The sequence below is a fragment of the Nodosilinea sp. LEGE 07298 genome, assembly GCF_015207265.1.
GTDB lineage: Bacteria > Cyanobacteriota > Cyanobacteriia > Phormidesmidales > Phormidesmidaceae > Nodosilinea.
Map to the genome: position 1 here is coordinate 1 of NZ_JADEXE010000034.1, position 23,110 is coordinate 23,110.

Below are 23,110 nucleotides of genomic sequence, written 5' to 3' on the forward strand. Positions count from 1 at the left end.
GTCTAGCTCCCCTGCTCCCCCACTTTCCCTAAGCCTTCTCCAACTGCCGGAAATCCAGCTGCCGATGAAACCAATACTGGTAGCCGCTGATGCTGGGCTGCATCGCCACCGACAGCTTGGGCTGCACCAAGGGCACCCGAGGTACCTCCTGCCAAGCCATCCCAATGAAATCCTTCACACTTTTCTCGTATTCCAGATTGCCCGGTTCTGAGGCCAGGGCTCCCTCAATCAGCTTGTCCATCTCAGGATTTTTGTAGGAGCTGCCGTTAAAGGTGGCATCTTGCCCGTGGTAGGCATAAAAGAAGAAGTAGTCGGGGTAGTTAAGCCAGCCACCAAAGTTATTGACAATCATCGGACGGCTCTTTTCCACCAGCACCGAGCGGAAGTTAGCGTTAGGCACCTTCTCAATGTTGACCTTAATTCCCAGGTCCGCCAGGGATTCTTGAATCAGCACTACCGCCGGTTCGCCCCATTCCTTCGTGCCCATGTCAAAGGCTAGGGTCGTCTCAAATCCGCTAGGGTAGCCCGATTCGGCCATTAGCTTTTTGGCCATCGCCATATCGGTCTTATAGGGGGTAGGCTGCGGCCACTCCACTGAGTCTGGCTCAAACTTGCCGGTACCGTACATGGGCACCGCCTGGCCGTACAGCGCCGTATCCATAATCGCCTCGTAGGGGATGGCGTAGGCCACCGCCTGACGCACCTTGACATCGGCAAAGGGGTTTTCTTCGCCCTTCAGCTCTGGGTTGGTGTGCATATCGACGGAATAGAGGCAGTTCTCAATTGGTGTTGAGACCATGGCGAACTTATCCATCGCGGCCAGTTCTTTCTGGTCTTTTTCCGACAGATCGAAGTTGATATCAATATCGCCCTTCTCCAGCAGAGCACGGCGGTTGCCAGCTTCCGGCACGTTGAGCACAATCACTTCTTGGATCTGCGGTAGCGGGCCAGACTTCCAGTCGTCAAAGCGCACCAGGGTAATCCGCTCATTGGGCTTAAACTCACTCACTGTATAAGCGCCGCTGCCCGCATCGTTGTTGTTCAACCACTCAGCCCCCCAGGGGTCTTCTGCGGTGAGGTGGGGCTTCACCAACTCAGTATTGATCACCACCGGAATTGGAACGGCCATGTCGATCATGGTCAGCTTGTCGGGGCGCAGAAACTTGACTCTAAAGGTATGGTCGTCTACCACCTCAAACTGGTCAGGGTTTTCTAGGGCACCCGCCTTCATTTGAAAGGTAGGAAAACCACCGATCGACACCGCCCGGTCGTAGGACCACTTCACATCGTTAGCAGTCACCGGCGCACCATCGTGGAACGTGGCATCTTGCCGCAGGTTAAAAGTGACAGACATACCGTCTTCGGCCATTTCCCAGCTTTCTGCCAGTTCAGGCTCTAGCACCGTGTAGTCATAGGAGATTGTGCCATCGGGCATATCTTTAGTGCCAAAGGTCATCAGCCGGTCATATATCGCCCAGGAAATGCCGTAAGCCGGACGGTTGGTGCCCACCCGGTGCAGATCTAGGCTGTTCGGGAAGCCTCCCCCCTGCACCATGGTCAGCTTAGCGTCGGAGACTTTGGTCCCTGAATTGGGGGAAGCGGCTGAATCAGAGGAAGACGGCTTTGAGCTACAGGCTTTGAGCCCATTAGCCAGGGTCAACCCGGCGGTTAGACCTAGACTGGTTTTGATTAAGCGGCGGCGTCTCATGGCAGTTTAGGGGTGTAGGTCAAGGCAAAGAATAAACTTCGCTGTCGTCTTTCAAGAAACAGTAAAAATCACTACAATCTATCAAGAGACTAGCTGAAGCTTGTCTAAAAGTTAGGATTCAAACTACCTTTAGCCCCAGTAATATTTCGGGAAGAAATCGGGAAGAAATCGGGAAGATTATTCCTCAAAAATTAATTTGCCAAGACCTTTTTTTGGGCTGTGTAGGCTCGCCACCCGCTGTAATGGGTAATCTCCGTTTGACCCTCACACAAAATTGGCTCTCCCAGCACCCCCAGCACTTCTTCTCCGTTGCTCAGCTTGACCTTACCGATGGAGAGCCCTGGCGGCTCTTGCTGCAACACCTGGGTTAAACCTTCTGCTGGTATAGCCCAGACCTCTAGGGCTACGGCGGTGCCGCCCTCGCTGACGCGCACCATGGCAGGGTGTACATCGCCAATGGACCAAATGCGATAGTTAGGGGTCGTGGTCGCCTCATAGAGAAATGTAGCCCCCGCATTTAAGAGGTTGGCGTTCAGTTCTAGACCACGCATGAGGGTGCCGTTGACGGCTAATTTAAGCAGCTCAGTCATACTGTTTTTCCAAACATCAAAGCTATGCAACAATAAGCATTCTTGCAGATTACTTCAATGACTTAATGTCTGGCCGCTCCCGTTATCTTCCTGCCGCACTTATCTTGGGCCTGGGGCTGGGCACAACCCTGGTCGCCACCGTTTGGGTCGGTCGGTGGGAGCGGCTGTCTCGTCAAAACGAGTTTCAAAAGCAAATTAATAACCTGACGACCGCACTACAGCGCACCACCAATCGCTACAACGAGCTACTGCTGTCGATGGGCGACTTATACGCCGCCAATGACCACGATGTAACGGAGCCAGCGTTCAGTCGGTTTGTGCAGCGGGCGATCGCAACCTATCCTGGTATTCAGGCCTTGGAGTGGGCACCCCTGCTGAGCCAGCGCGATCGCACCACCTATGAGCAATGGCTACAGGCAAAAACCGGGCGACCTGGCCTGGGCATTACCGAGCGCAACGAAGCCGGTGAATTGGTGCCAGCTTTGGAACGCAGTAGCTATGTGCCCGTCACATTTTTAGAGCCTTGGTCAACCAATGAGGCCGCCTTAGGCTATGACCTCGCCTCTGACGGAACTCGCCGCATTGCCCTACAGCGGGCCAGGGATACGGGGGAAAAAGCCGCTACGGGTCGAATTCAACTGGTGCAAGACAGGGCCGAAAACCAGTACAGTTTTTTGGTATTTTTACCGGTGTACCGCCAACCCGCTCGCAACGTGGCCAGACGGCGGCAGCTGCTGCTGGGCTATATTTTGGGCGTATTTCGGGTCGCCGATGTCGTAGAAGAGTCGCTGGCTGATTTAGATAACGAGATCGATTTTTACATTTTGGATCAGACGGCTAGGGTCAATGAGCAACTGCTGGGTTTCTATGATGCAGAGACACAACGTGTAGTTTCTGATGTGGGTAAAGCAGTGCAGGTTCCCTCGGGGGGCGCTACGCGATTGCCCACGCGATCGCGCCTTAACCCAGCCTCCTTTTGCGCTACCGGGCTCCACTGCACGGCGACCATAAGCCTAGGTCAGCGGGAATGGCAGCTTTTGTTTCTACCGCCTCGGTACCCCTCTCCACCCTGGGCCGCGATCGCAACAGCGATAATTGGGCTCTTAATCACAACGATTCTGCTGGTTTACCTAACGCGCTGGCAGTCGGAGCTACGGCGCAGCCGTGAACTCAGCGACCTAAAACTGCGCCTCTTTTCTATGGCATCCCATGAGTTGCGCACACCCCTCAGCGTCATTAGTGTTTCCGCACAATCCCTAGGCACCAATCGAGACAGCCTGTCTCCCCAGCAGCAGACAACAACGATTGAGCGGATACAGCTGGCGGCCCGACGCATGGGGCAACTGGTTGAGGATATTTTGATGCTGACTCGGGCCGAGGCCGGCAAACTGGAGGTCAACCCTGAGATTTTAGAGCTGGGGTTCTTTTGTCGCCAGGTCTGCGATCAAATTCAGCTACAGCCCGGCCAAGCTCTTGTACTAGAGGGCAGCGACATCGAGACCAAGGTCTATTTCGATAAAAAGCTGCTGCACTCAGTGTTAACAAACTTGTTATCCAACGCAGCAAAGTATTCTCCGCCACATTGCCCCATTCGCCTGGTGGTCACAGCTACAGCTGACAACTGGATATTTCAGGTGATTGACCAGGGTATGGGCATTCCGACAGCGGCCCAGGAAAAAGTGTTTGAAGCGTTTTATCGCGGCGCTAATGTGGGTCAGGTCCAGGGAACCGGGCTGGGGTTAGCGGTCGCAAAAACCTGTACAGAACTGATGGCAGGACACCTGAGCGTTGAAAGCGAGCCCCCTAACGGCACCTGCATCACGGCAACGTTGCCCAGGGTGCATTAATCGAGCGATCGAGCGATCGCCGAGCAAGCGTTAGCAGACCGTCAGCCGGTAGCCTAGTCCGTGAATGGTTTCAATAAAATCGCGGGGAGCCCCAGCTTTACAGAGCTTCTGCCTAAGCGCCTTCAAATGGGCCTTAACCGTCTCCTCGCCCGGAGGATCTTCCAGGCACCAGATCGACTCCAGAATGAAATGACGGCTCAGCACTCGGCGTCCGTGACGCAGCAGCAATTCCAAAATGGCAAATTCCTTGGGCGTCAGGCGAATGGGCATGTCTTGATAGGTCACCTCATAGGTGGTGGGGTTGAGCCGCAAAGCTTCCCACTGTAGGGCGGTGGGTGGTGCCAAGTGCCCGCGCCGCAGCAGGGCACGAATTTGGGCAATCAGTTCGGAGAGGTCGAAGGGTTTAACCATGTAAGCGTCTGCCCCGGCATCGAGCCCGGCCACTTTGTCAGAACTGGTATCGCGGGCCGTGAGCATTAGCACCGGGGAGGCAAAGCCCTGCGATCGCATGCGCTGGCACAGGGTCAGGCCATCTAGGTGGGGCAGCGTGACATCCATCAGCATCAGGTCGTAGGGCAACAGGGCCATTTGCTGCCAGGCTAGTTCGCCATCGTGGGCAACATCGACGGTGTACCGCTGGGCTTCTAAGGCTTCAGATAACGATGCCGCCAGGAGATGATCGTCTTCGACCAACAGGATTCGCATGGTTGAACAGCCTCTTCAATATCAGTCTTGAGCGGCGGCGATCGCGGCTACGGTAGACTGTTTCACTGATAGTGAAGGGATCGAGACTAGTGTGTTGTAGTGCTCAATACAGTGACCTCCTGCATTGGGTAGAGGCTTTTCTAACCATCACCTTCTACCTTTAGCGGGTTAGGGCAACAGCAAGTTCCTGTCCATAAAGATTTACAGTTTGGTCAGTTGTAGCAGTTATAGGACAGATTGAGCACCGCATGATTATTGTCCACCACCTGAATAATTCGCGATCGCAGCGCATTCTCTGGCTATTAGAAGAATTGGGCCTAGAGTACGACATCAAGTATTACGAACGCGACCCCCAAACGATGCTAGCTCCCGCATCGCTGCGTCAGGTTCATCCCCTGGGTAAGTCTCCCGTCATTACCGATGGTGCGCTGACCTTAGCAGAGTCTGGGGCCATCATTGAGTACCTGGTCGAACAGTATGGCAACGGTCGTTTGGCCCCGCCAACCGGCACCCCAGAGCGGCTGTGCTACACCTACTGGCTGCACTATGCCGAGGGCTCTGCCATGCCGCCCCTGCTGCTAAAGCTAGTCTTCGATCGCATCGAGCAGCAGCCAATGCCGTTTTTCATCAAACCGATTGCCAAATTGATTACAGGCCGCACCAAAGACTCGTTCATCATGCCGCAAATTACGCAGCACCTCAGCTATTTAGAAGCAGAGCTGGCCCAAAGCCCCTGGTTTGTTAGCAACGACTTCACCGCCGCCGATATTCAAATGAGCTTTCCCATCGAAGCCGCAATGGCCCGAGGCGGGTTAGAGGCTAACTATCCCCGGCTGCTCGATTTCTGCGATCGCATTCACGCCCGCCCAGCTTACCAACAAGCCTTAGAGCGGGGTGGCCCGTACCAGTTTGCCAACTAAGGCGACAGCGTAGACAGGCGTAACCATGCCCTATTGTTGATTGTTACTCCTGCGCTGAAAGTAGCTTTTAACCCAGTGTTAACTATCATTTCATCGATGGGGATCGCTCATTTGAGGGAGGTATATTGAATGTGGAGCTGAGCAGGCTCCCCTGGCAGATCAAACAGCCAATTGTCCACACACAAGAAGGAGTGAAAGCGCTGTTAAATTTACATCTGTCTCGTCTAAACGGCAGCACCCAAGGCATTGTTCAACCCTTCCTGAAGTAGTCAAAAGGGAGTTTAAGGGTTCAAACGTTTATGCTCGCTAGAGCATGAATTGAGTTCCCAATCTCCATAAAGGCTCGACGTAATGTAGGAAGTTCTTTGAATAATAAATTGGGTGTTGTTGCATTTAAACAACGATTGAGACCTAGCCAGGTTCCTCTGCGTTAAACTACCTTTTTTGCTTTCAATACTTTTAGGTTGCCTCTGTTGTTGGGGTCGGCGGTTTGCTAGAGTCGGTGGGGTAACCTTCCGCTAGTGTCTCTATGGCCCATTCCCCTGAGGCCGGGCTGGCCCCCGGTGACCTCTGGCGCAACATTCAGCAGCAAACCCGCCATGCCCTCGATCGCGGTGCCCTACAGCCCATCGACACCCGCTACGAGTTTGTCGAACAGGGGGGGATGCGCTTTTTAGTCAGAATTTTGGCCAATCTGACCCGCAAGGAAAAAGCCGACCTGGTGCAGCAGGCGCAGCAGCAGGCCGGTAAGCCAGCAAATCCGTTTTTGCCCTATGACCCAGACTTGTTTGTGGCCAACCTGTCGGCGACTCACCTGTGCTTGCTGAATAAGTACAACGTGGTTGACCACCACATTTTGATCGTCACCCGCGCTTTTGAAGACCAAGACACCTGGCTTACCCTGGCCGATTTTGAGGCCCTGGCTACTTGTATGGCCGACATTGACGGGCTGGCCTTTTACAACGGTGGTCGTCGAGCCGGGGCCAGCCAGCGCCACAAGCACCTACAGCTGGTGCCCCCGCCGCTTTGCCCCGATCGCAGCCCTCTGCCCCTAGATACCGTGATTGCCGCGATCGGCGATATGGTTGAGGCCGGTGGTCCGGTGCGATCGCCCATTCTGCCCTTTCATCACGCCATTTTGCCTCTGACAGAGCAGGCTGCTCCCAGCGGCAAAACGCTGCTTGAGGCCTACCGGGCGCTACTGACCCACCTCGGCGCTGACTGGCACCAGCCACCCGAAACGTTGCCCTACAACCTGCTAGTCACCCGCCGCTGGATGATGGCCGTAGCCCGACAGCAAGATCACTACCAGTCGATTCCGGTGAATTCGTTAGGGTTTGCCGGGTCGCTGCTGGTGAAAAATTTAGAGCAACTGGAGCTGCTGAAGGCGCTAGGGCCGATGACGGTACTTGAGCAGGTGGCGCGGGGTGAAGGTGGGTGAGTAGGTAGGGATTTAGCTCATTTTGGGAAGAACTCGGTACACTTGGGGGTAGAACAGGTTTACTCAACTTTTAGTCCTGAGGGCTAGCCGTGCCGTCGATTATCGGAATTTTGGCGCTAATCATCATTGGTTATACCGTGGGTTCGGTGCGCATCATTAACCAGGGCACTGAGGCCCTGGTCGAGCGACTGGGGCGGTACCACCGCAAGCTCAAGCCGGGGCTAAATTTTATTGTGCCGGTGCTCGACTACATTGTTCTGCGTGACAGCGTGCGCGAGCAAATTCTGGATGTCGATAAGCAGGCAGCAATTACGAAAGACAACGTGTTTCTAGATGTCGATGCAGTAGTGTACTGGCGCATTCTAGAACTGGAGCTGACCTACTACGCGATCGAGAATGTCGAGCAGGGTATCGAAGAATTGGTGATTACCACCCTGCGCTCGGAAATCGGCAAGATGGAGTTCGAAAAGACCTTCTCCTCGCGAGATGAGCTTAACCGGGCACTGCTGTCTCAGCTTGACGAAGCCACTGAACCCTGGGGTGTAAAGGTAACTCGCGTGGAGGTGCAGGAGATTACGCCCCCCGATGAGGTGCGGCGATCGATGCAGCTACAGCAGGCAGCAGAGCTGAAAAGCCGGGCTACGGTGCTCGAAGCTCAAGGGGAGCAGGAGGCCGCCATTAAACGGGCCGAGGCCACGGTGCAGTCGATTCAAATGCTGTCGGGGGCGTTGGCCAATCGCGGCGATACCGGTGACATTCTCAACTATTTGCTGGCCCAGCGCTACGTAGAAGCCAACGAAAAGCTCGGGGGCAGCGAAAACTCTAAGATAGTGTTCATGGATCCCAAGTTTTTGAGTGAGGGGTTAGTTGAGCTGATTCAAACCGACACCACCACCCCGAAGTCTGATACCCCCAAGGCTAGCGACAGCTCGGGCGACTTTCCCAGCCGCCAGCGGCGCTAGGCTGCATCAATTAGATGATCGCTGAGAATTCGGCATCCTACAGGTAAGCTACGGCAGCAAGGCTACAGCAGAAAGAACCCACTAGAATAAAAGACTGTGCTCTTACTGCTGCTATGGCTGTCACTCCCCTTTCCGCTACTAACCCATCCGCCGAGACGATTTCCTCCAAAGAGGCGCGATCGCCCGACGAGCCGCTGCTGGGCAAATCGCTAGCAGAACTGACCGACTGGGTACAGGCCCAGGGGCAACCCAGCTATCGCGGCAAGCAGCTCTACCAGTGGATCTATCAGCAGGGGGCGCGATCGCTCCAAGACATTACCGTATTCCCCAAAGCCTGGCGGCAGGCGATGGAGCAGGTCGATCTGGGCCGATCGACCCTGCACCACCGGGTAGTGGCCAGCGACGGCACGGTAAAATATCTGCTCAAGCTGGCCGACGGCCAAATTATTGAAACCGTGGGCATTCCTTCGGCCAAGCGGCTGACGGTGTGTGTGTCGTCGCAGGTGGGCTGCCCCATGGCCTGCGACTTTTGCGCCACGGGCAAGGGCGGTTTTATGCGCAACCTCGCCATCCACGAAATTGTGGACCAGGTGCTAACGGTGCAGGAAGACTTTGGCCAGCGGGTCAGCCACATTGTGTTGATGGGCATGGGCGAACCGCTGCTGAACGTGGCTAACGTGGTGGCGGCCATTCGCTGTCTCAACCACGATGTGGGAATTGGCCAGCGATCGATCACCCTGTCTACGGTAGGGGTGCCAGGCCGCATTCGTGACCTGGCCGCCGAGCAGCTCCAGGTGACTCTGGCGGTGAGTCTACATGCTTCAAACCAGCCTCAGCGGCTGCAGCTCATTCCCAGCGCCGGGGCTTACCCCCTAGAGGTGCTGCTCGACGAGTGCCGCGAGTATGTGCAGATCACCGGGCGGCGGGTGACCTTTGAGTATATTTTGCTGGCCGGGCTCAACGACCAGCCGACCAACGCTGCCGAGCTAGCCCAGCACCTGCGCGGGTTCCAGAGCCACGTCAACCTGATTCCCTACAACCCTATTAGTGAAGCCGACTACCAGCGCCCCAGTGAGGCCAACATTCGGGCCTTTGTCGCCGAGCTAGAGTCGCGCCATATTGCCGTTACGGTGCGCTACTCACGTGGGTTAGACGAAAATGCGGCCTGCGGGCAGCTGCGCGCCTCTCAACCCTAGCGATCTATCGATGGGGAGATCTCGCTTGAATGGGTGGATTTGCCCACTTCTGATGACTTGAGATTTTGTTACGTTATAAAAAGCAAGGCTTTGCTGCCCTCAGCGCAGGGTGGCTGAGCCGTTCTTATCTTTGTAGGTTTGCATGGCCCTAGCTCCCGTACCACCGTTGACGTCTCTCACCACCAACCCGTTGGACATGTCTAACTGGCTGCTGGCTCTGTCACAGGTGAAAATGTCAGTACACGGGCGCGATCGCCTGCCGTCCCATCAGCCCCTGGTGGTGGTCAGCAACCACCGCAGCATTATGGATGCGCCACTGCTGATGAGCGCCGTCGGTCGCCCGGTCCGCTTTGCCTGCCACCACTATATGAGTCAGGTGCCGGGCTTACGCACTATGATCAACGCCCTGGGCTGTCTGCCCCTCGATGCCCCCGGCAAGGGTCAGACGGCCTTCTTTCGCCGCGCTATGAATGCCCTGGGCGATGGTGAAGCGGTGGGCATCTTTCCAGAAGGGGCGGCCCCCATGGTCAACAAAACCACCCCCGATAACTTAAACAGCTTTCACCGAGGGTTTGCCCACCTGGCCCTGCGGGCACCGGTCGAGGAATTAGCGATTGTGCCCGTGGCGATCGCAGCTAATCGAGAAACCACCAACTCGGTCGTGCCCCTGCGCTGGCTGAGTATTTTCGACTCCTCTGAGCCGCTGTTTCAGCAGCCGGGGTGGCATCCGGCCGTCTTTTACCAGGAGGTCAACCTGTTGATTGGTCGACCGGTACGAGTGGATGCGCGCCTGCGATCGCGCTATCGGGCTAAAGGCCCAAACAACCTGGCCAATGAGCTAGCCCAGTGCTGCCAGGATGAAATTGCCGATCTGTTAAAACAGGGGTGCTACTAATGGTTTGGGGGCTATCGTTGCGGGGGCTATTGTCTTGGGATCTGCGTCACGGGGCTACGACTGTTTTTACTAATCTCAAGACCAACCTGCCCTTTCCATTAATCATCTATGGCTGAACCCGTTCCCCTCAAGCTCTACGCCCCTACCGGCAAGCACCCTAACCGGCCCATGTTTGTGTACCTGCCGGGCATGGATGGCAGCGGTGAACTCTTTGGCTTGCAAAGCGCTGGCCTAAAATCCCATTTTGATATTCGCTGCCTGGTCATACCGGGCGATGACCTGTCGTCGTGGGAACGTATGGCACACCAGGCCTTACAGCTGATTCGTCAGGAAGCAGGTACGGCCCCGGTCTATCTTTGCGGCGAATCGTTTGGAGCTTGTCTGGCGCTGCGAGTCGTGGCGCTAGCCCCAGCCCTGGCCAGCCACCTAATTTTGATCAATTCGGCCTCGTCGTTTCACCGCTTTCCGTGGCTGCACTGGGTCGCTAACCTTACCCCCTGGGTGGCACCGCCGCTATACCAGAGCTCTAACCTGTTTAGCCTGCCGGTGCTAGCCAACCTCAGCCGCATTGGCGAGGCCAACCGACAGGCTCTGATGCGAGCGATGGCGGCAGTCACCCAGAGCAGTGCCGCCTGGCGGCTAGCGCTGCTGTCGCAGTTTCGCCTAGAGCCGCTACAGCTACAGCGGGTGAGCGCACCTACGCTGCTGGTGGCTTCCTTGGGCGATCGCCTGCTGCCCTCTTTAGAAGAAGCTCAGCGTCTGGCGGCGCTATTCCCCAACCCCCGCATTTACCCTCTGCCCCATAGCGGCCACGCCAGCCTGCTCGAAGACGGCGTCAATCTGGGGGCGATTCTACGGGCGGTAGACTTTTTACCGGGTAATGGGCGCGATCGCCACAGCCTAGATGCAGAGGGTCAACCTGCACCCCTAGTCTCTTAATCCGCCTAGGGAGCATTGATCTCGCCTCTGCCGCATTATTCCCTCACCTTTCTCATCCCCTCACCAATTCCACCACCGTCACCTCCGGCGGGCACCCCAGCCGCCCCGGTGCATAAGATCCTAAACCCCGGTTAACATACAGCTGGTTTGGTCCCACTCTGTGCAGCCCCGATACCCATTCCCAATGGCGCACAATTTTTAAGCAGTTGCGCTTGAGATAGGGCAGGTCAAAGGGTAACCGAGCCAGCACCGACAGCCGCAGCGCCTGGCTGAGGGCGGGGGCTGGCCCAAGGCCGGGCAGCACAATTTGACCGCCGTGGGTGTGGCCCGAAAGCTGCAAATCGACCCGCCAAGGGGCTAAGTCTTCGGCACTGTCGGGGTTGTGGGAAAGCACGAGTCGGGGCTGAGACGGCGGCAGAGCCTTGAGCACGCGATGGGCTCCACAAAAATCGCGCGACCAAAAATCGGCCAGTCCCACCACCGGCAGGTCGTCGCCGAGAGGATAGGCAATATCGTTCCACAGGGTGCGAATGCCGGCTTGCTGAAGCGATCGCAAGATCGTATGCCGCCCGCCTAGGGTAATGTTGTCGTGGTTGCCCAGCACTGCCACGGTACCATAGCGGCTCTTGAGCTGGCTAAGGTAGGTTGCCAGGGTAAAAATAGGTGCCGGGTCACGGGTGACGTAATCGCCAGTCAGGGCAATCAGATCAGGCTTCAGGCTGTTGACGCGATCGATCACCTGCTGCAACAGCCCCAGCGAGAGGCGCTGGCCATCAAAGTGAAAGTCAGATAGCTGCACAATACGGCACCCCTCTAGCCGACTAGGCAGATCGCAGATGGGAACAGTTACCGTTTCTACGGTGAGGGGGCCAGTGAACAAAGGGCGCATAGAGGCTGAGAACGCATCATCCGCACGCTAGCCCGTTTAACCCGCTCTTGCCACTGGTTTGAGCAATTCTTCAGCCGGGATGATCAAACCCATTTGTAGGGTGAACATTAACCTCGTGTCAATACCCCTATCGTTCCTACCCTCCGCATGGAATACTCGCGGTGGCGCTCCTGCGCTCCATGTTGAGGAGACCTAGGATGTTGAGAATGTGTAGGGTCGACTGGGGTGATGGTGTCAACGCTACAGCGTCGACACCATAGAAAATAAGAATTTAGGCAGACAAGGCCGTATAGCTAGCCCAGGCTTTGAAGAAAAAGTATCCAGACAACAGCGCTAGCAGCGCTCGAAACATAATAGTCACCGCCTGATCGGGCAGTCGAGGTAGGTAGCGGGTGCTGACCTGCACCCCGATCGCCCCTGCTGCGCCCAAAATCAGCCCTGTCGTCAGCAGCACGTTACCGGCCAGGGCGTGCCACAGGCAGGCCCACAACCCAGTAATTACAATCGCCCCCAGGCTGGTCTGCACCGCAACTTTAATCGGCTCGTGCAACAGTAAGATTTGCAGGGGCACCATCACCACGCCACCGCCGACCCCAAACAGCCCCGCCAAAAACCCGGCCAGCCCGCCAATGCCCAGTCGAGCGATCGTTGGCGACATAGGCAGCGGGGTAGAATCTGAACCAGCAGGTATGCCTGCGGATTCACTTCGCTGGGCCTGGCGTACTACCTGTTTTTTGAGGCCAATCAGATAGATATTGAACAGCAGGAAGAGGCCAAAAATCGCTAACAGTGCGTAGTTGGGCAGGGCGGTGGCCACCTCTTTGCCGAGGTAGGCGGTGATTAGGGCAGGTAGCCCCAGCATGGCCACATGGTTGAGCTTGAGAAAGCCCATGCGCCAGTTTTGCACGCTGCCCACCAGGGCAATCAGGGCGATCGCAAGCGTACTCGTCCCTACCGCCTGCACCCCCGATAGGCCCAAAGCCACCATCACGGGCACCATCACCGTGCCGCCGCCAATGCCCAAAAACCCTGCCAGTACCCCCGCGAGCAGCCCCGCCAGGGCCAAAATTAAGCCGTTACCCACCACACCCTCCCACTGTCGTTTATGTCTGGAGCAAACAATCGCTCCATCGTAACTGACTGAGGTTGGCAATTGATCGCAGCCGCGATCGGCTTGACCATCAGCTAGACAATTCCATCATTAGAGATTTACTCAGCACTTTTGATCGATAAGCGTTTTAATCTCCAAACGTATGTGCCCTCGCTCGTATCTAGTTCACCCTGGCCGTCACAACCCTCTACGTCACGACTCAAGTGGTTAACGTGGTCAACGGCAAATGGCGGTAGGTAGCGCTCCACTGGTTCCGAGACAACAGCTGTTGTCATTGCTAAACTTAGTAGCCAATCAGACCGGTGTGAGCCAGACCAACGACTTTATGGCGGTTTGCCCTCGCGAGATACGTTTCTGCTTAGACCTTGCTAAGCAGCTCTGCGCCTTTTGGTGCGATCGCCGCCGGAACGCGATTGATCCCCGGCAGCAGATTTTCCACCAGGGTATGGCTTTCTTCGAGTAGGTAGTTTAAAAACGCTTGCGAGACCACCGAGAGCTGCTTGCCCGCTAGGTGAGCCACATACCACTGGCGATCGATGGGGAAGTGATCGACATCAAGAATGGCGAACTCGCCCGTGGTGCCCTCAGAAATAATGGTGTGCAGCGACAGCACCGAAATGCCTAAGCCACCTGCGATCGCCTGTTTGATCGCCTCGTTGCTACCCAGTTCCAAGCGCACCTTTACATTGACATCGTGCTCGGCAAACAGCTTTTGCACCGCCTGGCGGGTGCCCGATCCCGGTTCGCGCATGATGAACTGTTCACCATTGAGGGCCGAAATGGGCGATCGCGGCTTACCCACCAGGGGGTGATCCTGCGGACCGAGCACCACCAGCGGGTTTTCCAGAAAGGGATAGATCTTCAGGTCAGGCTGCTCGGGCGGCGTACTGATGATGTAGAGATCGTCATCATTACTGGTCATACGCTCTTGAATTTGCTGGTGGTTGGTCACCTTCAGCGAAATATCAATACCGGGAAAGCGCTGGCAAAACGGCCCTAGCAGCCTTGGCACAAAATATTTAGCCGTAGTAATCACCGCCAGCCGCAGCTGCCCCTGCTTCAGTCCCTTCAGGTCTGACACCGCCATCTCAAACTGATCGAGGCCGTCAAAAATTTCTTGGCAGGTTTCTAGCAGCTTTTGCCCCGCCTGGGTCAGATAGAGGCGCTTACCAATCTGCTCAAACAAAGGCAGGCCAACGGCTTTAGTCAGCTGCTTCACCTGAATCGACACCGTGGGCTGGGTTAAATAGAGCTCTTCGGCAGCGCGGGTAAAGCTACCGTGGCGAGCAGTCGCTTCAAAAACCTTGAGCTGGTGCAGCGTGGCGTGAATCAACGAATGACCTCCCCGGTGAGCAACGGAGCATTTACATAGACGCTATTCTATCAAATCAGAAGGACTTAGTTTACTTTTTCTATGAATCCGGCAAAAAGATTGCTCAGCAGACGCTTGCAACGCTGCTCTGTGCACCATCTAGCCCCGCCAATACCAAGTCCGACTAGACAAAACTCTGATTAAAAACTCAGATCTGTAGGGAGCACTGCACTGCAATAGCCCTACAAATTTACTTGCAGAACCCTTTCATCCCCGCCACCCCTGGCTAGGACGCCGACGAGCATAGCCCCTGTGCCCTAACCGCCAGTTTTAATCGTGTCGATTTTGCGCACAAACAGGTCAGAGAAAAGGGTGATCACGCGCCGGGGCCGGGTTTTGATGTTGGCGCTTAGCGACATGCCCGACTGTAGCTGCACCGGCTTACCGTCAATGGCAATCAGTTGATCGCCGAGGGTCACCTCTGCCGGGAAGCGGTAGTTGGGGTTGATCTGGTCGGGGGGCAGCGCATCGGAGCCAATCTGGGTCAGGGTGCCCTTCACATCGCCAAATTCGCTGTACGGGAATGAGTCGATGCGCACATCCACATTCATGCCCTCGCGCACAAAGCCAATGTCGCGGTTGGTAATAAACACCCGTGCTACCAGGGCATCGGTGGGCACAATTTCGAGAATGGGCTCAGTGGAGTTGGCTACGTAGCCCGCCTGGTTAGCTTTCAGGTTAAACACGGTGCCGCTGACTGGGGCGCGCAGCTCTTGATAGGTCAAGGTTTGCTGCAGCTGGGCCATCTGGCTGTCAAGCTCTTGCAGCTGCTTATCGTTTTCGAGAATGGTTTTGGTCAGCTGGCTGTCGATGGTGGCGATTTGGTTGTCGTTGGCGGCAATGCGCTGCTGCAACTCGTCCTGAGACGCAATCGAGGTATTGCGGAACTGCTCCTGGGCCTGGGCAATTTGTAGTCCTAGCCGCTGCTCTTCTTCGACCAGGCGGTTGACCTCGGTCTGGCGATTGTTCACCTCCTGCTCCTGCTGCAGGTACTGAATTTCGCCAATGCCCCCCGCCTCGTACAGCGGTTGAATGCGATCGAGAATGTTTTGATTCACCCGCAGGGCATCGCGGGCGTTGGCAAGCTGAGCCTGGGTCTGGGTCAGCTGACGGCGCAGCTGGTCGACCTCCAAATTAGCGATGCTAAGGCGCGAGTTGAGTTCAGCGGTGGCAGATCGCAGGCGATCGCGCTGGGCCGGGGGCAGGGTTTCTCCAGTCACATCGCCCGCCAGCTGAGCGCGGTAGAGGGCGTTTTCGGCCACCAGGGCGGCGCGGTTGCTGGTCAACTGCACCAGCCCAGGGGCAATGTCCACCGGGGCGCTGGCATTGATGTTGTCGGCCAGCTGCGCCTTATAGTAGGCATTTTCTTCTTGCAGCTTGGTGCGAATGGTCTCTAGCGACGTAAGCTGGGCCTGGGTGGTCTCGGGGTCAAACCGCAGCAGGGGGTCGCCCGCCTCCACCGCCTGCCCTTCGCTGACCAGTACCTCCTCCACTACGCCCCCCACCGGAGCCTGCACCGGCTGCACCATGCCCTTCGGCTCCAGCTTGCCCTGGGCCGGAATCGCCTCCTCAAACTTGGCTAAACAGGCCCAGCCTAGGGTAAAGGTCGTCACCCCTACCAGAGTCCACACCACCGCCCGCGACCATCGGGGCGACTGGCGGAGAATGACCGGCTTGTCGAACTGCACCTTTTGCCGCGACGGCTGGTTGGCGAGCACGGCATCGCCATTCTGGTCAGCGCTAGAGGTTTGATTGGGGGGGAGGCTGTTGATGCGAACCATGGTTTTGGGGAGTGAGTGGGGGAATGAGCGAGTGAATAGGGGGACGTGTAGGGTGTGTTAAGCCGTAGGTCAATCAGGGAGTAGACAGACGGGCACGGGCGGGCCGTAACGCACCGCTGGAGCATGGGGGCAGGGAGAAAGCTAGCCATCGCCGGGCATGATTCTTTGCCTCACCCTCTGAATGGTGCATTGCTGCGCAAATGCACCCTACGGGGAATCGGGTGTTGTCCATTCAACGCCTCCTTAGACACCGCTCAACTGCTGCTGGTAAAGGGTAAAGTAGCGCCCCTGGAGTTCCATCAGTTCGCTGTGGGTGCCTAGCTCTACCGCCGAGCCCTGATCCATGACCAAAATTTGGTCGGCCTGCTGAATGGTGTTGAGCCGGTGGGTGATGAAGAACACCGTGCGGCCTTTGGCCCAAGCCTTAAGATTCACCGAGACCTGGTGCTCGGTGTCGTAGTCGAGGGCGCTGGTGGCTTCATCTAAAATCAGCAGGCGGGGGTTTTGCAGAATGGTGCGGGCGATCGCGATTCTTTGCCGCTGCCCCCCTGAGAGGGTCGAGCCTCGCTCGCCAACGCGGGTGTTGTAGCCCAGGGGCAAATCCATAATAAAGTCGTGGCAGCAGGCGGTTTTGGCCGCCTCAATAATCACGCTGGCCTCGGCGTCGGGGTTGGTGAGCGAAATATTTTCCTGAATGGTGCCGTCAAACAGCAGGCTATCCTGAGGCACAATGCCAATCTGCCGCCGCAGCGAGTGCAGCTCGACTTTGCTGATGTCGTAGTGGTCAATTAAGATGCGACCCGACTCTAGCTCGTAGAGGCGAGGCAGCATCTTCATCAGGGTGCTCTTACCCGAGCCGCTCTGGCCCACCACGCCAATAAAGATGCCCGCCGGAAACTCCAGGCTAACGTTAGCCAGCTGCAGCGGCCCCGAGGGCGCAAAGCGAAAGGCCACATTCTCAAAGGTGACCTGCCCGGTGATCTCCGGCATGGGGATCTGATTGGCCTCGTCGGCGTCGGTCTCCTGGGGGTGGTCGATGATGTCAGACAGCCGCTCTAGCGACAGGGCTGTTTCCTGAAAGTTCTGCCACAGCTGGGCCAGGCGCAAAATCGGCGCGGTCACGTAGCCTGAGATAATTCGAAAGGCGATCAGCTGGCCCAGGGTAAGTTCGCCCTGCAGCACCAGGTAAGCGCCCACCCACAGCACCAGCAGGGCCGAGAGCTTGTTTAAAAAGTTACTGGCACTGTTAGCGGTAGTGGAGGTCAGCACCGTGTTGAACCCAGCGCTGACGTACTCGGCGTAGCGCTCCTGCCACTTCCAGCGGGTGCGCAGCTCAATATTTTGCGCTTTCACAGTCTGAATGCCCGACAGCGACTCGACTAAGAGCGACTGAGTCGAGGCATTGCGCTCAGCTTTTACCCGCAGCTGCTTGCGCACCACTGGGGCCGCCAGCATAGTCACCAGCACAAACAGCGGAATCGTCGCCAGCGCTACCAGTGTCAGCAGCCAGCTATAGATGAACATCACAATGATGTACAACACTGAAAATATGGCGTCGAGCACCACCGTCAGGGCCGTACCGGTAAGAAAGGAGCGAATGTTCTCTAGCTCGTTGATACGGCTGGAGAGTTCGCCCACGGGGCGCTTGTCAAAGTAGCGCAGGGGCAATCGAAACAGGTGATCGATAATTTCTGACCCGAGGGCCATATCGATGCGGTTGGTGGTATCGACAAAGAGGTACGTGCGCAGGCTGGTGAGCACGGCCTCAAAGATGGCCACCACCACCAAGAACACGCCCAGCACCTGCAGGGTATCGACGCTGTTTTGCACAATCACGCGATCGATGATCAGCTGCACCATCAGTGGGTTGGCCAGACCAAACAGCTGCACAAAAAACGAGGCTATAAAGACCTCAATCAGCACCCAGCGGTACTGTTTGATGGAGGGCCAAAACCACTGCAGGCCGAACTTTTGCTGGGGCGTTTCGCGGGTGGGCTCCAATAACAGGACTTCGCCCCCACTGCCGTCGCCAGCGCCCCAGGCCTCAGCAAAGCTCTCGGGGGTACGGCGAATAATCCCTACCTCGGGGTCGCCCAAGATGTACGCTTTCTCGGTGGTTTCGTAAACGACCGCAAAGCTTTCCTGCCAGCGAATTAAGCAGGGGGTATTGAGCCGACCAAAAGCACCCGTGGGCACCCGCACGAGCTGGGTTTTGAGGCCCATCATCTCGCTCACCGAGCCGCAGATCGGCAGCGATAGCTGCCCCATGCGCTCGTGCTGATTAGCCAAAATGCGGCGAATCACATCCTTGCGAAAGGGCATGGAGAAGTGCTGGCTAAGCATGTCGAAGCAGGCCAAAGCACCATCGACCTCGCCTCGGCCTCGCGCGAAGGGGTAGCTGCGACCAGGAGCTTTCTCCGCCGCTGAGGAGCCTTGAGCGCGAGGGGCTAAATCCGCCTCGGTGGCGTAGGGAATGTTGTTGACATCGAGCACTTCCACGGGGCGGGCAACGGCCTCGAGTTCTGGAGGCAGTGGCTCGGGCAGTGTTTCGGCCAGCACTGCCGGGGTCATCCCCAACACCCGCGCCCCTTGGGGGCTAAGCACTTCGACGGGGCGATCGAGCAGCAGCGTTGAGCCGACTGGGATATTCAACACTGTCCCGCCGCTGAGCACCCAGGTGAGGGCCGCATCTAACTGGCTCAGGTTGTTGGGGCCGCTGGGCAAGGTGACGATCGCAGATTCGTCACAGACCGTTTGGGCTTTGGCCTTGAGATCGCCAACATCGAGGGCATGGGCCTTGGCGTGCTCGGCCACTAGGTCAAAGGCTTCGATCGCATAGACGCGATCGCGCACCGCACTGCCAAATTCTGGGTACTCATCTAGCAGCCCCAGAAACATGTACGACGGCAGGGTAAGGGCCAGCACCTCGGTTGAGGCAATTACCGTTTCGCACGGCACACCGCGAATCAGGCTAATCACCCCCAGCATTTCGCCCCGACCGAAGCGTTTTAGGGTAACGGGCTGCTGAGTGCGCGGGTCGTAGCCGAGCAGGCGGGCCTGCCCTTCGAGCAGCACAATCACCTGCTGGGTTAACATCTCGCGCCGCAGCAGTGGCTGACCCAATCGGTACCGCAGAGGCTGAGCCGTTTGCAGCAGCTGTTGTAGCGCCTCAGGGGGCAAGCGATCAAAGGGCTCTAAGGTCTCAAAGGTTTGCTGAATCGAAAGCGACGTTTGGGTCATGGCCAAGGGGGTATGGACGCACGGTTAGGGGCAGCCGGGCATAGCTACATGCCAAAGCAGGAGCTTAGTATTCACCAGGTTTAATCAATACGCTCAGTGAACGATAGTCAGATGCACTAAATCGATACACAACGTAATTTAAGTTCGGCCTTTGAGTGCGGCGACGATCAGACTACCTTTCGCAACCTGCCCTATCGTAAATCCTGGGGTGAGCTCAGCAAGATAACCTTGGGTTAACGTGACCAACTTTTTACCCTCTAGTGCCCAAAGCGTAAAGCCAGCGCCTGAGAAACGTGCTGCCACAGTGAGAAATAGCTCCTTGGTCAGACCGTCCTTCTGTGCCACTTTCATCCCCTGCCGCCTGCCATAGCCGTTCTGTATAAGACACTGGTAGCGTCTATAGGCAAAACCATTCTTAGATACACTAGCTGTTGCTATGCCTACGTTAACTGCTCCGTTCTCGCTGCCTCGCTGGCTTCAGGCTGGCACGCTGGCTCTGGGCCTGGGTCTGGCCGGGTGCGATAACTACCCCGCCACAGGTGACACCGTGACCACCGGCACCTATGAAGCCACCGCTACCGTCACCCAAACCTGGCGGGCCGAGTACGCTCGCAGCTTCGATCGCCGCCAGACCATTCATATGGAAACCTTTGACTCCAACACCCTCGTCAATCGCAACGGGATGCGTCCCGAAGGTGCTGCCACCGGCCCCGACGATGAAGGCTTGTACTGGCCGCCGTTGCCGCCGCGCCCCACTGCCGATGAGCTAGAGGCCCGCAAGCGCGAGCCGATCGAGCAGCGCACTGACCCCGCGATCCTCCGCGAAGTTGACTATGCCATCACCTTTGACTACAACGGTCAGCGGCGCACTCTGCCCACCACCCGCACTGTCTACCGCGAGGCCTCGCAAGCCTTTGCCGACCAGCAGGCCCTGGAGATCACCTTTGGCCCCGGTGAACAGAGTGTTGGGGCGGCGCGGCGCATTGCTAATTTCGATCGCTAACCTACACGCCCGCCCGTCCGTAAATGCGGGCCGCCTGCTCGGGGCTGAGGCGGTTGGCACCAGGCCAGTGGGGCTGTGCCGGCTCAGAGAATGTTGGCAGGGCCACCGATGGGGCACCGGCCCCTGGTCTCATGGTGTCGTTAAACTCCAAGGAAAGCCCGCCGGGCTTAACCGGCTTAGCATTTTCCAGGTCGGTGTAGATTTTGCTGTGGGGGGGTATAAAGGCTTTAGAATCCTCATCGTAGGCCAGGAGCTGAGCGGTGTCGAGCTGGTAGATCCAGCCGTGGATAGCTAGGGTGCCCGTGTGCAGCTTTGAGCGCACCGAAGGGTAAGTTTGCAAGTTATCGATCTGGGTGAGGACGTTTTGGGCCACCAGTAAATCGAGCTTTTCTTTCTTAGGTAGTTCACTATAGTGGTCTTCGACCAGCTTGCGGGTTGCTTCGGTATGGCGCAGCCAGTGGTAGACCAGGGGCATTTTTTCTTCCAGTTCGCCGATCTGCAGCAGCCCCTTCATCGCCCCGCATTGGGTGTGGCCGCAGACAATCACCTGGCGAATATCCAGGGCTTCCATGGCGTACTCGATGGTGGCCCCTTCACCGCCGTTGGTGGCCTCATAAGGGGGAATAATGTTGCCCGCATTGCGAATGATAAATAGATCGCCAATATCCGCCTGAGTAATGATGGTTGGATCTACCCGCGAATCAGAGCAGCCGATGAACAACACTCTCGGGTGCTGACCTTTAGCTAACTGCTGAATCAGCTCCTGGTGGTCGGGAATGTAGTTTTCCTGAAACTCACGCAGACCTTGCAGCAGCTTTTCCATGGGGCAACCAAACAATGGGATGGATAAAGAGCAGATCGCCGCCTGCTCCCGTATCTATTGTTATCCCATATCTAAGGCTCCGGCACGGCAAAGATTTACTTATCACAGCAATTACCGCTGCTTCTTAGCCGCCGCAGGACTGAAACGTCAAGGCTGGCCCCAATGCTGAGCCAAATCCCGATTTCGGCGCAATAATGAGCATAACGTTACAGCTCAGACTATGCGTAACCCCTTTTGGCGACTCAAGTCGTTGCCCTGGATTATTTTGCTTCAGGTGGCGCTGGCGGCTGTGGCGATCGCAACCATCGCCGACCTGCTGCTGGCCCAGGGGCTAGCCCTACTGCTGGCCAACGCGGGTAGCGGTCTGCTGCCGCTGTTGCAGCTGCTGTTTATGGTGCTACCCATTGTCGCTGGGTTTGCGATCGGGGCTCTAGCCCTGACTGTTCTGGAACGCTGGTTTACCCGCCAGGTCTATATCGACACCGGGGTGCTGTGGGCGCTGGTGCCCTGTATCGCCTTGGTGATCTTTGTGAAAGGGCTTTTGCCGATTCCGGCGGCGCTGGTATCAATGTCTTATCCGCTGGTCGTGGGGGTACTGTTGGGCGTTTTTGTGGTGGGCAAACGCCACTGGCGACGCTGGTAGCTTCAGAATTAACCGGGGCACGCTGAGCCAACCGTGTAATAAGTAGTGTCATTGAGACATTGATACAGCTGATGAAAGCTATTCTAAAAACTCTGCTAGTTGGTAGTCTGCTAACCCTAGGACTGCCTGCCCTGGCCGAAAACCCTCGCATCGAGATTGACTACGAGACCCAAGCGCTGACCAATCGAGCGATCGAGCAGGGACCCATTCGCGTCGTGGCCAGCTATACGCCCATTGATTATGACGCTGAGGAAATTGGCAATAACCTGACGCTTGAGCTGTTTTATAACGACGAACTCAAGCTGGCAGCCACCGACACCGCCGCCATGTTTGCGGGCATTGAACTCATGGATCTCGACAACGACGGTACGCCCGAGGTAGTAGTGCAAACCTTTACCGGCGGTGCTCACTGCTGCCTAGCTATCACTACTTATACCTGGCAAGACGAGCAGTTTAACCCCACCTACTTTGGTTACCTCGACGGTGGCGGCGGCGAGTTCATAGACATCAATGACGATGGATTAATGGAGTTTGTCACCCTCGACAATGCCTTTTTCTACAGCTTTAGCTCCTACGCCGGGTCGTATCCGCCCAGTGTTATTCTCACCTACAACAACGGGGAGTACCGCGACACCACCCCCCAATTCACCAACTACTTGGAGGACATGGCAGCTGGCATGCGCTTCACCATCGAAGACCCGGAATTTGCCGATCGCGGTGACAAAAACGGTGTGTTAGCGGGCTACGTGGCTCAAAATATTCGTTTAGGAAACTATCGCAACGCTTGGCAATACATGCTGGCTCACTACGATCGCACCGATGACTGGGGTCTGCAAAGCTATAACGACAACGGCGATGTCGTGCAGCAGTACGCCGATTTCCCGACAGCGCTGTATGCCTTTTTAAAAGACCTGGGTTATTTAGATGTCAACGGCAGACCGCAGCCCCAGATCGATCGATCGCCCGTCGTTCCCGAGCGAAACGTGTTCTAACCTCCGGCATCACTGGGGTTACTCACTAAAAAAGGGTAGGCCGCTATGACCTA

General features: G+C 56.7%; 20 protein-coding genes. 10 read left to right on the forward strand and 10 right to left on the reverse strand.

Translation table 11 applies throughout. The features are described from left to right. Positions 1 to 28 precede the first annotated feature (28 nt). Together IQ273_RS07045 and IQ273_RS07050 are read right to left on the reverse strand one after the other, a co-directional pair. Entirely contained in the window at positions 29 to 1,708 is a 1,680-nt protein-coding gene (locus tag IQ273_RS07045; protein WP_194022469.1) for an ABC transporter substrate-binding protein, read from the reverse strand. A gap of 191 nt (positions 1,709 to 1,899) precedes the next feature. Then, the gene (locus tag IQ273_RS07050; RefSeq protein WP_194022470.1) at positions 1,900 to 2,298 is read right to left on the reverse strand and encodes a gamma-glutamylcyclotransferase; all 399 of its coding nucleotides are present in this window, start codon (positions 2,296 to 2,298) and stop codon (positions 1,900 to 1,902) included. A gap of 65 nt (positions 2,299 to 2,363) precedes the next feature. Between IQ273_RS07050 and IQ273_RS07055 the strand changes: the two genes are divergently transcribed. Next, complete coding sequence (locus IQ273_RS07055) at positions 2,364 to 4,145, forward strand: CHASE domain-containing protein (protein ID WP_194022471.1); 1,782 nt, start codon at positions 2,364 to 2,366, stop codon at positions 4,143 to 4,145. Between the two features lie 30 nt (positions 4,146 to 4,175). Here IQ273_RS07055 and IQ273_RS07060 read toward each other — a convergent pair whose 3' ends face one another. Continuing rightward, the gene (locus IQ273_RS07060; protein WP_194022472.1) at positions 4,176 to 4,850 is read right to left on the reverse strand and encodes a response regulator transcription factor; all 675 of its coding nucleotides are present in this window, start codon (positions 4,848 to 4,850) and stop codon (positions 4,176 to 4,178) included. Between the two features lie 248 nt (positions 4,851 to 5,098). Between IQ273_RS07060 and IQ273_RS07065 the strand changes: the two genes are divergently transcribed. The 6 genes from IQ273_RS07065 (at position 5,099) to IQ273_RS07090 (ending at position 11,203) form a co-directional block, all read left to right on the forward strand. Then, positions 5,099 to 5,770, forward strand: coding sequence for a glutathione S-transferase (locus tag IQ273_RS07065; RefSeq protein ID WP_194022473.1), 672 nt, complete (start codon positions 5,099 to 5,101; stop codon positions 5,768 to 5,770). 529 nt (positions 5,771 to 6,299) lie between these two features. Continuing rightward, positions 6,300 to 7,211: a DUF4922 domain-containing protein gene (locus IQ273_RS07070; protein ID WP_194022474.1), complete on the forward strand. Its 912-nt coding sequence runs from the start codon at positions 6,300 to 6,302 to the stop codon at positions 7,209 to 7,211. An 89-nt stretch (positions 7,212 to 7,300) separates the two neighbouring features. Next, positions 7,301 to 8,173: an SPFH domain-containing protein gene (locus IQ273_RS07075; RefSeq protein WP_194022475.1), complete on the forward strand. Its 873-nt coding sequence runs from the start codon at positions 7,301 to 7,303 to the stop codon at positions 8,171 to 8,173. A 113-nt stretch (positions 8,174 to 8,286) separates the two neighbouring features. Further along, the gene (rlmN, locus tag IQ273_RS07080) at positions 8,287 to 9,369 is read left to right on the forward strand and encodes a 23S rRNA (adenine(2503)-C(2))-methyltransferase RlmN (RefSeq protein WP_228052476.1); all 1,083 of its coding nucleotides are present in this window, start codon (positions 8,287 to 8,289) and stop codon (positions 9,367 to 9,369) included. Positions 9,370 to 9,565: 196 nt separating this feature from the next. Further along, complete coding sequence (locus IQ273_RS07085) at positions 9,566 to 10,264, forward strand: lysophospholipid acyltransferase family protein (RefSeq protein ID WP_194022501.1); 699 nt, start codon at positions 9,566 to 9,568, stop codon at positions 10,262 to 10,264. Between the two features lie 108 nt (positions 10,265 to 10,372). Then, positions 10,373 to 11,203 carry an alpha/beta fold hydrolase gene (locus IQ273_RS07090; RefSeq protein ID WP_194022476.1) on the forward strand — a complete coding sequence of 277 codons (831 nt, stop codon included), beginning with the start codon at positions 10,373 to 10,375 and terminating at the stop codon, positions 11,201 to 11,203. Positions 11,204 to 11,255: 52 nt separating this feature from the next. On the opposite strand, the gene IQ273_RS07095 is transcribed toward IQ273_RS07090, so the two are convergent. The 6 genes from IQ273_RS07095 to IQ273_RS07120 form a co-directional block, all read right to left on the reverse strand. Next, complete coding sequence (locus IQ273_RS07095) at positions 11,256 to 12,092, reverse strand: metallophosphoesterase (RefSeq protein ID WP_194022477.1); 837 nt, start codon at positions 12,090 to 12,092, stop codon at positions 11,256 to 11,258. 271 nt (positions 12,093 to 12,363) lie between these two features. Next, positions 12,364 to 13,179, reverse strand: coding sequence for a sulfite exporter TauE/SafE family protein (locus tag IQ273_RS07100; protein ID WP_194022478.1), 816 nt, complete (start codon positions 13,177 to 13,179; stop codon positions 12,364 to 12,366). 382 nt (positions 13,180 to 13,561) lie between these two features. Continuing rightward, entirely contained in the window at positions 13,562 to 14,536 is a 975-nt protein-coding gene (locus IQ273_RS07105; protein WP_194022479.1) for a LysR family transcriptional regulator, read from the reverse strand. Between the two features lie 296 nt (positions 14,537 to 14,832). Next, entirely contained in the window at positions 14,833 to 16,356 is a 1,524-nt protein-coding gene (locus IQ273_RS07110) for an HlyD family efflux transporter periplasmic adaptor subunit (protein ID WP_194022480.1), read from the reverse strand. A gap of 243 nt (positions 16,357 to 16,599) precedes the next feature. Beyond that, positions 16,600 to 19,596 (reverse strand): type I secretion system permease/ATPase, encoded by a 2,997-nt coding sequence (locus tag IQ273_RS07115; protein ID WP_194022481.1) that lies wholly within the window; start codon positions 19,594 to 19,596, stop codon positions 16,600 to 16,602. A gap of 138 nt (positions 19,597 to 19,734) precedes the next feature. After that, positions 19,735 to 19,947 carry a hypothetical protein gene (locus IQ273_RS07120; protein ID WP_194022482.1) on the reverse strand — a complete coding sequence of 71 codons (213 nt, stop codon included), beginning with the start codon at positions 19,945 to 19,947 and terminating at the stop codon, positions 19,735 to 19,737. Between the two features lie 85 nt (positions 19,948 to 20,032). Here IQ273_RS07120 and IQ273_RS07125 point away from each other — a divergent pair, with 85 nt between their 5' ends. Next, entirely contained in the window at positions 20,033 to 20,599 is a 567-nt protein-coding gene (locus IQ273_RS07125) for a hypothetical protein (RefSeq protein WP_228052477.1), read from the forward strand. A 1-nt stretch (position 20,600) separates the two neighbouring features. On the opposite strand, the gene IQ273_RS07130 is transcribed toward IQ273_RS07125, so the two are convergent. After that, complete coding sequence (locus IQ273_RS07130; protein ID WP_194022483.1) at positions 20,601 to 21,422, reverse strand: carbonic anhydrase; 822 nt, start codon at positions 21,420 to 21,422, stop codon at positions 20,601 to 20,603. Positions 21,423 to 21,642: 220 nt separating this feature from the next. On the opposite strand from IQ273_RS07130, the gene IQ273_RS07135 reads away from it, so the two are divergent. Both IQ273_RS07135 and IQ273_RS07140 read left to right on the forward strand, forming a co-directional pair. Next, a complete protein-coding gene (locus tag IQ273_RS07135; protein ID WP_194022484.1) occupies positions 21,643 to 22,065 on the forward strand; it encodes a peptide chain release factor 1 in 423 nt (140 codons plus the stop codon). A gap of 71 nt (positions 22,066 to 22,136) precedes the next feature. Continuing rightward, positions 22,137 to 23,057: a hypothetical protein gene (locus tag IQ273_RS07140; RefSeq protein ID WP_194022485.1), complete on the forward strand. Its 921-nt coding sequence runs from the start codon at positions 22,137 to 22,139 to the stop codon at positions 23,055 to 23,057. The last annotated feature ends 53 nt before the right edge of the window (positions 23,058 to 23,110 follow it).

Excerpts from the sequence above, each read along its gene's own strand:
- IQ273_RS07045 (WP_194022469.1), bottom strand. The coding sequence starts at position 1,708 with ATGAGACGCCGCCGCTTAATCAAAACCAGTCTAGGTCTAACCGCCGGG.
- IQ273_RS07050 (WP_194022470.1), bottom strand. The coding sequence starts at position 2,298 with ATGACTGAGCTGCTTAAATTAGCCGTCAACGGCACCCTCATGCGTGGT.
- IQ273_RS07055 (WP_194022471.1), top strand. The coding sequence starts at position 2,364 with ATGTCTGGCCGCTCCCGTTATCTTCCTGCCGCACTTATCTTGGGCCTG.
- IQ273_RS07060 (WP_194022472.1), bottom strand. The coding sequence starts at position 4,850 with ATGCGAATCCTGTTGGTCGAAGACGATCATCTCCTGGCGGCATCGTTA.
- IQ273_RS07065 (WP_194022473.1), top strand. The coding sequence starts at position 5,099 with ATGATTATTGTCCACCACCTGAATAATTCGCGATCGCAGCGCATTCTC.
- IQ273_RS07070 (WP_194022474.1), top strand. The coding sequence starts at position 6,300 with ATGGCCCATTCCCCTGAGGCCGGGCTGGCCCCCGGTGACCTCTGGCGC.
- rlmN (WP_228052476.1), top strand. The coding sequence starts at position 8,287 with ATGGCTGTCACTCCCCTTTCCGCTACTAACCCATCCGCCGAGACGATT.
- IQ273_RS07085 (WP_194022501.1), top strand. The coding sequence starts at position 9,566 with ATGTCTAACTGGCTGCTGGCTCTGTCACAGGTGAAAATGTCAGTACAC.
- IQ273_RS07090 (WP_194022476.1), top strand. The coding sequence starts at position 10,373 with ATGGCTGAACCCGTTCCCCTCAAGCTCTACGCCCCTACCGGCAAGCAC.
- IQ273_RS07095 (WP_194022477.1), bottom strand. The coding sequence starts at position 12,092 with ATGCGCCCTTTGTTCACTGGCCCCCTCACCGTAGAAACGGTAACTGTT.
- IQ273_RS07110 (WP_194022480.1), bottom strand. The coding sequence starts at position 16,356 with ATGGTTCGCATCAACAGCCTCCCCCCCAATCAAACCTCTAGCGCTGAC.
- IQ273_RS07115 (WP_194022481.1), bottom strand. The coding sequence starts at position 19,596 with ATGACCCAAACGTCGCTTTCGATTCAGCAAACCTTTGAGACCTTAGAG.
- IQ273_RS07120 (WP_194022482.1), bottom strand. The coding sequence starts at position 19,947 with ATGAAAGTGGCACAGAAGGACGGTCTGACCAAGGAGCTATTTCTCACT.
- IQ273_RS07125 (WP_228052477.1), top strand. The coding sequence starts at position 20,033 with ATGCCTACGTTAACTGCTCCGTTCTCGCTGCCTCGCTGGCTTCAGGCT.
- IQ273_RS07130 (WP_194022483.1), bottom strand. The coding sequence starts at position 21,422 with ATGGAAAAGCTGCTGCAAGGTCTGCGTGAGTTTCAGGAAAACTACATT.
- IQ273_RS07135 (WP_194022484.1), top strand. The coding sequence starts at position 21,643 with ATGCGTAACCCCTTTTGGCGACTCAAGTCGTTGCCCTGGATTATTTTG.
- IQ273_RS07140 (WP_194022485.1), top strand. The coding sequence starts at position 22,137 with ATGAAAGCTATTCTAAAAACTCTGCTAGTTGGTAGTCTGCTAACCCTA.